General features: G+C 35.6%; 10 protein-coding genes. 2 read left to right on the forward strand and 8 right to left on the reverse strand.

Features of this window, described 5'->3' with window-relative positions:
- Positions 1-420: 420 nt before the first annotated feature.
- On the reverse strand, positions 421-3,285 hold the full coding sequence (locus tag GQR60_RS08595) for a tetratricopeptide repeat protein (RefSeq protein ID WP_124992524.1): 2,865 nt from the start codon (positions 3,283-3,285) through the stop codon (positions 421-423).
- 434 nt (positions 3,286-3,719) lie between these two features.
- Between GQR60_RS08595 and GQR60_RS08600 the strand changes: the two genes are divergently transcribed.
- Together GQR60_RS08600 and GQR60_RS08605 are read left to right on the forward strand one after the other, a co-directional pair.
- Complete coding sequence (locus GQR60_RS08600; protein WP_124992525.1) at positions 3,720-4,382, forward strand: phosphoadenylyl-sulfate reductase; 663 nt, start codon at positions 3,720-3,722, stop codon at positions 4,380-4,382.
- A gap of 39 nt (positions 4,383-4,421) precedes the next feature.
- Positions 4,422-5,339 (forward strand): NAD-dependent epimerase/dehydratase family protein, encoded by a 918-nt coding sequence (locus GQR60_RS08605; protein ID WP_124992526.1) that lies wholly within the window; start codon positions 4,422-4,424, stop codon positions 5,337-5,339.
- 77 nt (positions 5,340-5,416) lie between these two features.
- Here GQR60_RS08605 and GQR60_RS08610 read toward each other — a convergent pair whose 3' ends face one another.
- The 7 genes from GQR60_RS08610 to GQR60_RS08640 form a co-directional block, all read right to left on the reverse strand.
- Entirely contained in the window at positions 5,417-5,791 is a 375-nt protein-coding gene (locus tag GQR60_RS08610; RefSeq protein WP_124992527.1) for a hypothetical protein, read from the reverse strand.
- 118 nt (positions 5,792-5,909) lie between these two features.
- Entirely contained in the window at positions 5,910-7,010 is a 1,101-nt protein-coding gene (locus GQR60_RS08615; protein ID WP_124992528.1) for an AI-2E family transporter, read from the reverse strand.
- A gap of 112 nt (positions 7,011-7,122) precedes the next feature.
- Positions 7,123-9,576, reverse strand: a complete 2,454-nt coding sequence (gene lon / locus GQR60_RS08620) for an endopeptidase La (protein ID WP_124992529.1) — start codon at positions 9,574-9,576, stop codon at positions 7,123-7,125.
- A gap of 189 nt (positions 9,577-9,765) precedes the next feature.
- The gene (locus GQR60_RS08625; RefSeq protein ID WP_124992530.1) at positions 9,766-10,956 is read right to left on the reverse strand and encodes a GlmU family protein; all 1,191 of its coding nucleotides are present in this window, start codon (positions 10,954-10,956) and stop codon (positions 9,766-9,768) included.
- Between the two features lie 102 nt (positions 10,957-11,058).
- A complete protein-coding gene (locus GQR60_RS08630; RefSeq protein ID WP_101308277.1) occupies positions 11,059-11,322 on the reverse strand; it encodes a type B 50S ribosomal protein L31 in 264 nt (87 codons plus the stop codon).
- A gap of 86 nt (positions 11,323-11,408) precedes the next feature.
- A complete protein-coding gene (locus tag GQR60_RS08635) occupies positions 11,409-12,623 on the reverse strand; it encodes an N-acetyltransferase (RefSeq protein WP_191991603.1) in 1,215 nt (404 codons plus the stop codon).
- Positions 12,624-12,672: 49 nt separating this feature from the next.
- Complete coding sequence (locus GQR60_RS08640) at positions 12,673-13,422, reverse strand: Bax inhibitor-1/YccA family protein (protein WP_124992531.1); 750 nt, start codon at positions 13,420-13,422, stop codon at positions 12,673-12,675.
- Positions 13,423-13,503: the final 81 nt, after the last annotated feature.

Below are 13,503 nucleotides of genomic sequence, written 5' to 3' on the forward strand. Positions count from 1 at the left end.
TAAAATAAATTGGCTCTGGTTTTAAGAGAGCACCATTCTTGAGCCGATAACAATTAAAATTAGTTGGTTAATTAACAAACACAGGAACAATAACCCGTATGTATTTCGTGTAAGGTATTACACGAATATCCTCAACAAAAAAGATTCTATAAAATTGAATGAACTAAATTTTGATGTTTACTTGGCAAGAGACCAAATAACAAATTGCCTACCTCCTAATCATCGGGTAAGCAGCAAGCGATTTGGTTCTCTTTATCTTTTTAATTTTTAATGTACATCAAACTTTGCTTTGATGTACATTAAAATAAAGTTTGATGTACATTAAAAATAATTATTGCCTAGATAAAACAAATAACTTTACCTGTACACAGTAAGGAATACTACTTAAGAATGTATCACAATAAGCCTACTTAAAAAGTTTTAATTGGAATGTTCCTTTATATACTCGGAGGGAGTACAACCTTGAATCTCTTTAAAGCATTTGGAAAAATACGAAGTATCGTTAAATCCGGTAGAAAAACAAACATCACTAATATTCACATCTGGGTTCAATAAAATTTCCGAGGCCATTTTTATTCTTTGCGTTCTGATGAATGCAGTAGCTGACAGTCCGGTTAAAGCTTTTAACTTACGATGAAGTTGTGTTCGGCTCATTAAAGTCTCCTCGCAAAACTGATCTACAGTAAAATCCGGATTGTGTAAATTCGCTTCCAGAACTTTCTGCAATGTTCTTGCAAATTTCTCTTCTTCAGATGGAAACACAATATTTAAAGGACTGATAACTATTTCATTTTGATACTTTTTCTGCATCTCTTTTCTTGTGGCAATTAGTCTTTCAACCTTAACGATTAAAGCCTGAGCATTAAATGGTTTCACGATGTAATCATCTGCACCGGATTTAAGACCATCCAATTCATTGTCATCACCAACTTTGGCAGTCAATAAAATAATGGGTATGTGATTGGTTTTCACATCTGCTTTTAAGCAGGAACAAAGCTCAACACCACCAACTTTTGGCATCATTACATCCGAAATAATCAAATCAGGAATATATTCGATTGCCATCTTAATCCCAATTTCCCCGTCTTCAGCTTCTAAAATTTTGTATTTATGAATAAAGTAAGTCTTGATGTATTTCCGCATATCTAAATTATCCTCAACAAGCAACAATACGGGCAAATCTTCAATTTTCACCTCGTTTTCTTCTTCCGGGTTCAAATCTGAATTTACTTCATAAAACTGCTCCTCTTTTTTTGCCAGAGGTAAAAACGATATTTCGTTTGCCTTAAAATGATCTTTAGATGTTGGCAACAACAATTCAAATTGAATGATTTGACTATTGGAACAACTAACCTTTATGGGTGCACGGTAAAGAGCACACAGTTCCTTCACCAAAGAGAGTCCAATACCGGTTCCTTGTGTTTCGTTTTCGCCTGCACGATAAAAACGATCAAAGATATGCGACAATTGCTCTTTGGTTAATGTGCAGCCCGAATTACTTACGGTGATTTTAATATGATCATTAAACGCAGCAAGCTTCAGTTCAACATTACCATTTCCGGGAACAAACTTAAATGCATTGGATAATAAATTGGTAATTATTATTTCGACAATATTCATATCGAACCAAACATCTCCTGATTCATTTATTTCCAATTGATAATTTATCTTTTTCTCAGATGCCTGATAAGTAAACGAATTTGAAATTCCTTTAAGCAATGTTGACAAATCGCCTTCCTGAGCAGCAATAGCAAAATGACCGGCATCAATTTTAGAAAGGTTTAAAAGTTGATCGACTAATGCAAGTAATCTGTTGGTGTTACGTAGAATCAGTTTCATCTCATCCTGCTCCTCATTACTATGAGGCCGGGCTAAATGCTTTTCTACCGGACCTGTAATTAACGTTAAAGGTGTTCTAAATTCATGGGAGATACTACTGAAAAATTTTGATTTCATCTGATTAACAATCTGTAACTCTCTTGAAACCTTTTGTTTGTTCTTGTATAAATAATAAAAAAATGCAGCCAATCCTCCAAAGAGCAAAAGCAGAACTCCAAACTGATTTCTCTGCATTTTTTTTGATTCTCCAATCAATTGATTTCTGGTATTCAACAGCTCAATCTGATGGGTTTTATTTTCCGATTGATATTTAAATTCCAAATCATTCATTACGCGAACTGATTCGCTGTTGTATAACGAATCGGTATAATTTTTATGCAATAACAGAGCATCACTTGCCTCCCGATATCTTCCTGTTGCATAATAGACTTCATACAAAACCTTATTCGCAAACATTAGATTATCAACAGAATGAATTTCTTTTGAAATTAATCGTCCTTCCAACAAATTCTTTTCAGCTTCCTTGTATCGTTTTAACTTCGAACAAACATTACCATGCTGAATTAGTATCGTACTTAAGTAACGCTTATCATTTTTTTTCCGCTGCAAAGCGAGTGCCTGCTCAAAATACCCATAAGCTTTCTCATATTCATTTTGAAACATTTTCACTTGTCCCAAAAGCTGATAACAAATACCCTCACCAATAGGATTCCCACGTAATTTTGACAGCTCCAGCGATTTATTAATATAGTAATTGGCCGAATCAGCTTCCTGCAAATCAAGGTAGGCTTCTCCAACATTGCCATAACTAATCTCTAAATGATATTTATTGTCGCTGCTTACTCCATATTTTAAAGATTCCCGAAAATAGGATAAGGCCTTTTCATATTCTTTTTGCACCAAATAGATATTTCCAATTCCATTTTCAGCAATTGCCTTGCCATATAAATTGTTAGTAAATTCTGTTGTACTGATTGATGAAACAAAATAATTAAGAGCCTCTTCATTCCGATCGGTTTTTCGACAGACAACCCCCAGCTCATTGTAGATTCTGCCTAATTTATAGTGATCTTTTATTTTATGAGCAAAGGGCAGTGACTTTTGATAGTAATATTTAGCAGAATCGTAGCCATGTGTATATCGATGGTTTACCCCTATCCGATAATATATTTCTGCCAGGCCGGTAGTATCCTTATCAGTTTTAATTTTATTCAAAAGCAGATGCAAATAAGACGGATATTCATCTTTTAAAATTTTCCGGTTATCAGATACAAGGCCGATTACACTATCAGAATTTTTCATTTTCCCTTCAACCATAACCAGCTCATTTATGGCTGCTTTCAGGCTATCTAAATCATGAAACCGGACTTTCTTATAATCATCCTTAGCATAAGCTTCAGTAATTAGTATCGTGAAAAGAAAGAAAAAAAAGAAATTTTTTATCATATTATCAACTATAAATCTTCTTAAAAAAAACGACTAAAAAATACCCGTTAAATATAACACCAATCCTCAAAAGCAACCAAACTCCGTAAAAGATTGCCCTAAACATTCTGAATGAGTGAATTTAAGCCAAAAATAATGCAGATGCAAATATATCACAGAACTTAACAAAACAATAATCTTAGTGTGCATTTTAAACCTAAAATATTCCATATTCATCAAACAGTAATCCTAATTAAATATTTACCCTACTACTTTTAGTAAAATTGATTGAAACCTTACACTGCAACTTATTTTATTAGTTCAGATTTTACCGGTTATCCGAAGCCACTCTACGCTTAAAATCTCCCTGATTTGGAATATTTATTAGTATCTTTACCATCCCTTATATACACATTTACACGCCTTGTTATTTAGTAAGGCAAAAGGATTTTACAATGAATTTTGAAAGCATAAAAAAGAAACTTGAGCAATACAAAGCCGAAGGAAAGACGATGTTTACCACATCCTCTTTTCAATCGCACAGTCTTGTTTTACTTCATATTATCAGCCGAATAGACAATACAATACCTGTTTATTTTATCAATACCGGATTTTTATTCCCTGAAACCATTCAGTTTAAAGATCAAATCGCCGAAGAATTTGGATTGAAAATTATCGATGCAAAATCTTCAATACCAAAAGCACAACAAAAAGATGCGAAAGGAAATTTTCTTTTCACCTCTGATCCTGATTACTGTTGTTTCCTAAATAAAGTACAACCTCTGGATGGTGTTTTGGCAGATCACGATGTTTGGATCAATGGTGTTCGGGCAGATCAGTCGGCTGTTCGAAAAGCGATGAATATTGAACAGGATGCTCCTCATGGTGTCACCCGGTTTCATCCGATGTTAGACTGGAGCAAGCAGGAAATTTACAAATACATTAAAGAGCACAATCTTCCCCGTCATCCGCTCGAAGCAAAAGGTTACGACAGCATTGGCTGTGAGCCTTGTACACGAAAAATGACTCTGGGCGATGATCGGTCGGCACGATGGTTTGGAATGAAAAAAACCGAATGTGGTTTAAATACCGATTTGGTAATTAAAAAAGATAAATAATAATTACAGCTAATAATCCGAAATTAAAACACAGATACAATGAGAGTATTAATTACAGGTGGTGCCGGTTACATTGGCACCGAATTATGCATAAAATTGAATCAGAATCCTGATGTAAAAGAGATTATTGTATTGGATAATCTGCATCAGGCTAACTTCAATCTGTTTTTACACTCCCAAATAAAACCTGGCAAACTAACTTTTGTTAGAGGTGAACTTTTGGATTCAAGAACTCTCGATAAAATTATAAAAGATATTGATGTAGTTTATCATCTTGCGGCTGAAAATTCGGACAACGATAAGCTTCATCATCTTCATGAGCAGGTTAATAATTGGGGAACTGCTGAGTTGGTTTATGCTATAGAAGAAAGCAAGGTAAAGCAATTGATATACGTTAGTTCAACCGCTGTTTACGGTTATTCTGATAATGAATTCGACATTTACTCCATTCCTGAACCAACAACTTCATTGGGAAGTTCTACATTAAGAGGAGAACAACATGTTGAACGAATCATGTCGAAAATAAACACTCAGATTATTCGTTTGGGAAATGTTTTTGGTTACGGTGTAAGCATGAATATGAAAGGAATTTTAAACAGTTTACTTTTCGATTCTCATTTTGTGGGTCGTATTTCCATCCACGGAAGTGGAAACCAAAAACGTCCGTTTATTTCTTTGGAAAAAACCAGCAGCATCTTAGCCAATCTTTTGGGTGGCAAATTAGATTCCGGAGTTTATAATCTGGTGGAATACAACAAATCAATTATGGATATAGTGGAAGTTATTCAAGCCCAAAATCCGGATATGGAAATGATTTTCACCAACCAGCATCTTGAACTGCCACAACAATTGGTTACTGTTGATGAGCGAATTATGAAATTGTACGAAGGAGAAAAATTAGGCTTTGAAGAAGAACTAAAAATACTTAAAGAACATTTTGAGGCTTCAAGCCTATAAAAGCTATTTGTTGCCAGATACAAAAAAGCTTGATTCGAGAATGAATCAAGCTTTTTTTTGTTTTCTACCACGAGTCATTATTTTATTCTTTTGTAAAATACCGTAGACTTTAATGGATCTGAAGTCCCTGAAGCCAAACCAATTGTATCATCATCAATAAACTCTAGCTTAAATTCCTTACTCGTATCTAATCCGTAAGTGGAAAATAATCCGGCTCCAATTTTTTTTTCCGTCAGTCGAAACTGAAAGTTTGAAGACCTTTTAATATTACTTACAAGAACATCACCTGGTTCCAAAAATAAGTTCACATATTTATTTGAGTTAATATTCAGAACCTTGCCTACAAAACCACCATTTTCGGTACGCTCTATAGATACTTTGATTCCATCCAGCATCGATCGTCCTTTCAACTCCCAAATTCCAATAAACTTATCATCCGATACTTTTTTCATGTTTTCAGTATCGCAATTCGTAAAAAACAGAGCAAAGGATATCAGTATAATATTTTTTAAAAATATGTGGTAATATTTCATTCTTAATTTAGATTAACTCATTAATAATTAATTTCACTTATATCTTTTCCGTTAATTTCTTTACAAACCGGTATTTGTTAAAAAACTCTTTTGCTATAACACGCATAATTGTGTAAGATGGTATTGCCAGCATCATTCCTAAAATACCTGCCATACTTCCTGCCATGATAATCACAATAAAAATCTCGAGAGGATGAGCATTTACACTATTGGAATAAATTAAGGGTTGAAACAAAATATTGTCGATAATCTGAACTGTGGCAAATACAAGTGCCATATATCCCAAAAGAGGAACAATTCCCGTATAAAAATCAATATCTAAATTGGTGGCAATTCCAATAATCATTCCAAAACAGGCTCCAATAATTGGTCCTATATATGGAATCACATTCATGATTCCAGCAAACAGCCCAATTACAACTGCGGTACTAAAAGGCAAACCAACAATGGTAAGACCAATGGTTACCATAAAACCAACGAGTATCACCTCAAAAAACAGTCCTACAAAATAGCGCATTAACAGTTTTTTTATCGAGTCCAATACATGGCGAACACCTTCTTCGTTGCGGGCCGGAACCAAAACCACAACCCCCTCGGTAAACAAACTGCTGTCCTTCAAAAAGAAAAAAGTAATGAAAGAGATCGAAAACAAAGCAATAAATGCATTTCCCAAAGTACCAACCAGCGAACCAAAAATATCCGAAACATCAGATATTTTCACAAATGATGAAATATTTTTAACCAGTACTGCTTTCAGGTCAAAAGTCTCGCCATTGGAAGAATACTTCACCACAAATGCTTCTATTTTTTGCATTGGTTCTTCAAGACTTTGAACTGCCGCATTCACATCTATATTTGATAGATCCTGGGCCTGCGATGCAATCATTGGAATGAAGGTGCGGAAGAACATGATCATGACCATCCACAAAAGAATGAGTGTTATCCCCGCCGACAAAACCGAAGGGAATTGCCATTTCTTAATTTTTAAACCATTTAAAAAGTCGACAACCGGACGTCCGATGAAAGAAAGAACAACCGAAATTAAAACGTAGGTTACTATGTTACTGAAATACCAAAACAATAGCCCTAACAAGATTAAACCAAGAGCTACAATAAAATATTTTCCTTTTTCATTCATAGGTTTGAAATTAAATTGGTATAACAGTTTAAAAGTAAGAAATTTTATGGTTTCAAGGAACCGAAACAAAAAAGGCTTTCTTTCGAAAGCCCTTTCCTAAATCTAATCCAAATTATAATTTTATGGGATTATCTACTTTCTGTTTCATCAAGGCAATATCCAAAACTTCCATAATCTCATCAACAAAGTGGAATTTAAGACCTTTTAAATAAATATCCTTAATTTCCTCAATGTCTTTTTTATTCTGATTGCAAAGTATAATTTCCTTAATTCCGGCTCTCTTGGCTGCAAGAATTTTTTCCTTAATTCCTCCAACCGGCAACACTTTTCCGCGAAGAGTAATTTCACCAGTCATAGCCAAGTGTTTTTTCACTTTGCGTTGTGTGAAAATTGAAGCCATGGCAGTCACCATAGTAACTCCAGCTGAAGGTCCGTCTTTTGGAATTGCTCCTTCGGGTACGTGAACATGAAGATTCCACTCATCGAAAGTTTCCTTTTTAATCCCCAATGCACCACAGTGTGCTCTCAAATATTCTTGTGCCAGCAATGCTGATTCTTTCATAACATCGCCCAAGTTCCCGGTAAGAGTTAATTTCCCTTTACCAGCCGACAAACTTGATTCGATGAACAAAATTTCACCACCAACCGAAGTCCAGGCCAAACCCGTAACCACACCGGCATATTCATTCCCTTGATATTTATCGCGGTTAAAGATTGGTGCACCTAAAAGTTCTTTAAGATCCAAAATCTTTATATTGATATCATATTCCTCTTCCATTGCAACCTTACGGGCAACACGTCTCATTAGCTTGGCAATTCGTTGATCCAAGGCTCTTACACCCGACTCACGAGTATATTTATCGATGATTTCGGCAATTACCTCCTTCGAGATTTTAATATTATCAGCAGTAATACCATGATTCTCCATTTGCTTTGGAATCAAATGAGTCTTGGCAATCTGTACTTTTTCTTCCTGAATGTAACCACTTACATCAATCATTTCCATACGATCGCGAAGAGGAGCTGAAATCGCCCCAATATTATTGGCCGTTGCTACAAACATCACATTCGACAAATCGTAGTCTACATCCAAAAAATTATCATGAAACGCACTATTCTGCTCAGGATCAAGAACCTCTAATAAAGCCGAAGATGGATCTCCTCTAAAATCATTACTTACTTTATCAATCTCATCCAAAATAAAAACTGGATTGGATGAACCGGCTTTTTTCATTCCCTGAATAATTCTTCCCGGCATTGCACCAATATATGTCTTTCTGTGACCACGAATTTCTGACTCGTCATGCAAACCGCCTAGAGACATTCTGGCATATTTTCGATCCAAGGCTCTCGCAATTGATTTTCCTAAAGATGTTTTACCCACTCCCGGAGGCCCGTACAAACATAAAATCGGTGATTTTAAATCCCCTTTTAGTTTTAATACAGCCAAATGCTCAATAATTCTGTCTTTTACTTTTTCCAAACCAAAGTGATCCTGATCCAGAATTTTTTGAGCTCTTTTCAAGTTAAAATTATCCTTGGTGCATTCGCTCCATGGTAAATCAAGAAGCTCCTCAAGGTAATTTAACTGCACCGAATATTCTGCAGAAGCAGGATTCAGACGCTGAAGTTTATTCAATTCTTTTTCAAAAACAGCTGCAACCTCGTCGGTCCATTTTTTTGTTTGTGCCCTTTCTTCCAACTCCTCTACATCCTGATCATTTGGTCCTCCGCCCAATTCATCCTGAATGGTTTTCATTTGCTGGTGCAGCAAGTATTCTCTTTGCTGCTGATCCATATCGGTTTTCACCTTGGTCTGAATATCATCTTTCAGCTCCAAAACCTGCACTTCACGAACCAATAACTCCAAAAGCTTCATTGCTCTGCCGGCAATCTCCTCAATCTCCAGCAACTTCTGTTTCTGGTTGTGCTTAATTTCAGAATTGCTTGAAATAAAGTTGATTAAAAAGGAAGATCCTTCGATATTCTTAATTGCAAAACTAGCCTCATTAGGAATGTGCGGCGATAATTTAATCACCTTAACTGCCATATCCTTAACAGAAGATATAAGAGCTTTAAACTCATTATCTTCCTCAACAGGACGAATATCTTTCAGCGTTTTAATCTTAGCAATGTGGTAAGGCTCCTCTGAAATCATTTCCTGCAACTCAAATCTCTTTTTACCTTGTAAAATAACTGTGGTAGAACCATCAGGCATTTCCAAAATTTTGATAATTTGAGCTACCGTTCCAATTTTATAAATATCATCGAAATGCGGATCTTCAACGCTCAAATCTATTTGAGTGGCGGCTCCCAACATCCCCTTCTTGCTGTATACTTCACGAACTAATTTCAAGGATTTCTCTCTTCCTACCGAAATAGGGATTACTACACCAGGAAATAAAACCGTGTTACGAAGAGGCAAAATTGGCAAACTGTCAGGAACAACTAGTTCGTCCAGCGCATTTTCATCCTCATCGGTTATAATTGGAATAAAATCTGAATCTTCGTCAATCATATTCGTCAATGCGATATCACTTATATTGATTTCAATCTTTCTGCTCATTATTTCGCTTGTCATGTTCTCATTACTCACTATAAAGAAAACAAACTTATGTCCTGTAAAAAGTGACAAAATGTCTGTTTCCACCAATATTAATAGGTCACTATTTACTTGGCAATAGCTATGCCAAAATAAAAAATGAGTTCTATCAGTTAACAGAAAGAACTCATATTAATATAATAAGGATTTGTGCTAAAATGATTTCCGATACTCTTTGGTCATTTCAAATACATTTGTTAAGATATTTTTCTCCACCTCATTAAATTCCAAACCTCTGCGCCGCATTACCAAATCAGCAACTTCGAAAGTTGCTTTTAAGCGATATTCCTTAAAACCATGATTGCCGCCCATTGCAAAAGAGGGAATAAAATTACGGGGAAATCCGGCACCAAACACATTGGCACTCACACCAATAACAGTTCCTGTATTCAACATGGTATTAATGCCGCATTTAGAATGATCACCCATGATAGTACCACAAAACTGCAGGCCTGTTTTTTCAAAACTTTCACTTGAGTAGTTCCACAACTTCACTTCCGAATAATTGTTTTTCAAATTTGAATTATTTGTGTCAGCACCAATATTACACCATTCGCCCAATACTGCATTTCCTAAAAAACCATCATGAGCTTTGCTCGAATAACCAAACAACACCACATTATTTAATTCTCCGCCACATTTGCAGTAGGGACCTAATGTAGTTGCACCATACACTTTGGCTCCCATTTTTAATTCTGCATGTTCGCACATGGCCAAAGGACCACGCACCAAACATCCTTCCATAATAACTGCATCTTTTCCAATGTAAATTGGTCCGTCAACAGCATTAAGACATGCAAATTCTACTTTTGCTCCTTCTTCAAGAAATATATTCTCTTTTCCAAGAACATTTACCGTATCACTTATCTTCTGCGATTGTCTTCCTTTGGTCAGCAATTCAAAATCGGCACGAAGAGCCTTGTCATTACTTCCAAATATATCGTAAGGCATTGCTATTCGATCAACAGCCTGTTTATACGCAACTTTAACTTTTGCTTCAATTCCTTCCTTGTTCACCAACTCAAGGTCAGCAGTCAAAAAATTAGCCGCCAGAATAACTCCATCCTTTGCAAGATACTCTCCCACTTTTAAATTCAGAATTGCATCTTTCAACCTCTCATCCGGAAGTACCGAACCATTAATCAATACATTTTGTTCCTGAACAAAGATTGGATATTTTACAGATAAATAATCCTGCGTAAAATGACTTAAGCTGGCTGTAAGATATTTCTCCCATTTTTCGCGAATGCTTAAAATGCCAACCCGAATCTCTGATACCGGACGGGTAAATGTGAGTGGACGCAGATCATTCCAAGTCCCATCATCAAAAAGAATATAATTCATAGTAGTAGTGATTTAAATCCGAAGGATTTTTATGTATGATCAAAAATAAAAAAAAGCCTCGAATAATCGAGGCTTTTTCTTAATATGGTAGATTTTTTAATCTTACTTCTTGTTACCGTCCATGTGTTTCTTGTAACGATTCATGAACTTATCAACACGACCAGCAGTATCTACTAATGTCATCTTACCTGTGTAGAAAGGGTGAGATGTATTAGAGATCTCAAGCTTAATAACTGGGTACTCAATGCCTTCGAACTCAATAGTTTCTTTAGTTCTAGCAGTCGACTTAGCAATAAAAACAGTTTCGTTTGACATGTCTTTAAAAGCTACAAGACGGTAATTTTCCGGATGTATTCCTTGTTTCATTTTAATATCCTTTAGTTTCTTATAATCTACTTCCAATAGGCTGCAAAGGTAAATATTGTAATCTGTTTTGCAAAAGAATAAATAAATTATTCTCCACTTTCCATTACTTTTTTCTCTTTTGCCTTACTTCCCCTGTTTTCCAGAGGGATAATAGGTGTCCGCTTAAAGGGCTTATTTGGGTCAAAAAGCAAACGATAGGTATAATGTGTTTTCATTTTCACACCACCAACCGACTCATAAATAGAAATCATTTTCGGATTAAAATCTCCCACCCACGAAAGTTCCACTTCTTTATAATGCGGTTTTCTCTTCATCACTTTATCCATGTGCCAGAAGATTGCCGACTCAATTCCAAACCTTTGATATTTAGGAACAACACCCATTATTGAGATTCGAGCGCGGGTAATTGTTTTCTTTTTTAAATGATATAAAAATTTCAGTTTACTCCAGAAATTAAATTTACCATCCATCTTTATCAAGATCTGATTGATATCCGGCATCATCACAAAAAATGCAATTGGATTTCCTTCATGATAAGCAAACCAAATAAATTCTTCCTCGACTACTCCTTTTCCATCACGAGCCATTTTACGGATATCCTCAGGATCTATCGGCGAGAAATTATCATGAAATTTCCATGCTTCATTATAAATTGCAATTAAATCCTGAATGTATTTTTCCGATTTTGTATATGAAAAATGCTCAAAAGTAAATCCAGGCTTTTTAGCAACCCACTCTGCAATTTTCCAAAATCGTTCAGGGAAAGGCTTTTTTAAATCAAGATGATAGCTATACTGTTCGAAGAACACCTTAAAGCCATACTCCTCGAAAAATGCCTTATAATATTTTTGATGATATGGCATTCCGTATCCCTGAGGCATAAAACCATCAACCAAAAGTCCCCAATGATTATCATTTTCGCCAAAATTCACCGGACCATCCATGGCTTCCATACCACGCACAGTTAACCACTCTTTTGCTGTGTCAAACAAAAGAAAAGCTGCCTTTTTGTCATTTACACATTCAAAAAAACCACATCCGCCAGTCGGCTGATCAAAAGAAAAAGCTTTATTGGTATTGATAAATGCAGCTATGCGTCCAATTACTTTTCCTTTATCGTTTTGCAATATCCATCGGCCTGCCTCACCATGCTTAAAGAATGAATTTTCCTTCGGATCAAATATTCCTTCAATCTCAGCATCCAACGGACACGCATAATTGGAATCATCCTTATAAAGGATTCTGGCAATATCTAAAAAATCTTTTTGATGCGTCTGATCTAAAACTTCAACTATCCTCACTCGATTCGTTTTTATTTAAGTTTTGTAATTTGGGGTTTCAATGTAAATTTTATCGTCTGGCCAATTTCGAGAGCAATCTCAACAATTCAACATACAACCAAACCAATGTTACCATCAGCCCAAATGCACCATACCACTCCATATATTTTGGAGCTCCGGATTGGGCACCTTTTTCAATAAAATCGAAATCTAAAACCAGATTAAGTGCAGCTATAACAACAATAAACAGGCTGATCCCAATACTTAGTAAATCAGAACCATTTGCAATATTTAAGCCAATGCCAAACATGCTCAAAATCCAGTTCAACATGTAAAATATAAAAATACCTCCTGTAGCTGCAATAACACCAGACTTAAATTTTTCTGTTGCTTTAATTAATCCTGATTTATAGGCAAAAAGCATTGCGAACAATGTGGCAAATGTTAAGCCAACCGCCTGCACCACAATACCCTGATTAGCGACATTCATCATCGCCGACAATCCACCCAACATTAAACCTTCGGCTAAAGCATAAAAAGGAGCTGTGTAAGGAGACCAAGCCGGCTTAAAAGCAGTCGCAATAGCAAGAATTAAGCCTACAATAGCTCCACCTATTAACCACGGCATCACCACTGATGAATCCATAGAATCATTGTATAATCCCCATGTGTAACTTGCTGCGGCTACAAGGAAAAACAGTAACAAACCGACTTTATTTACGGTTCCGTTTACCGTCATTGCTTCACTGTACGATCCACTTCTTGAAGCGTAAAAAATTTTTTCGCTCAGAACAGGATTTGAACTTTTTGTATATCCCATATGTGTTAACTATTAATCTTTAAAATCTATTCTTAGATGTTGCAAAATTTTGTTTCAAATTTACTTTGTTTAATTTTCTTT

This window comes from Labilibaculum euxinicum (genome assembly GCF_009795715.1).
Classification (GTDB): domain Bacteria; phylum Bacteroidota; class Bacteroidia; order Bacteroidales; family Marinifilaceae; genus Labilibaculum; species Labilibaculum euxinus.

Coding starts and splice junctions, on each gene's coding strand:
- GQR60_RS08595 (WP_124992524.1), bottom strand. CDS start 3,285: ATGATAAAAAATTTCTTTTTTTTCTTTCTTTTCACGATACTAATTACT.
- GQR60_RS08600 (WP_124992525.1), top strand. CDS start 3,720: ATGAATTTTGAAAGCATAAAAAAGAAACTTGAGCAATACAAAGCCGAA.
- GQR60_RS08605 (WP_124992526.1), top strand. CDS start 4,422: ATGAGAGTATTAATTACAGGTGGTGCCGGTTACATTGGCACCGAATTA.
- GQR60_RS08610 (WP_124992527.1), bottom strand. CDS start 5,791: ATGAAAAAAGTATCGGATGATAAGTTTATTGGAATTTGGGAGTTGAAA.
- GQR60_RS08615 (WP_124992528.1), bottom strand. CDS start 7,010: ATGAATGAAAAAGGAAAATATTTTATTGTAGCTCTTGGTTTAATCTTG.
- lon (WP_124992529.1), bottom strand. CDS start 9,576: ATGAGCAGAAAGATTGAAATCAATATAAGTGATATCGCATTGACGAAT.
- GQR60_RS08625 (WP_124992530.1), bottom strand. CDS start 10,956: ATGAATTATATTCTTTTTGATGATGGGACTTGGAATGATCTGCGTCCA.
- GQR60_RS08630 (WP_101308277.1), bottom strand. CDS start 11,322: ATGAAACAAGGAATACATCCGGAAAATTACCGTCTTGTAGCTTTTAAA.
- GQR60_RS08640 (WP_124992531.1), bottom strand. CDS start 13,422: ATGGGATATACAAAAAGTTCAAATCCTGTTCTGAGCGAAAAAATTTTT.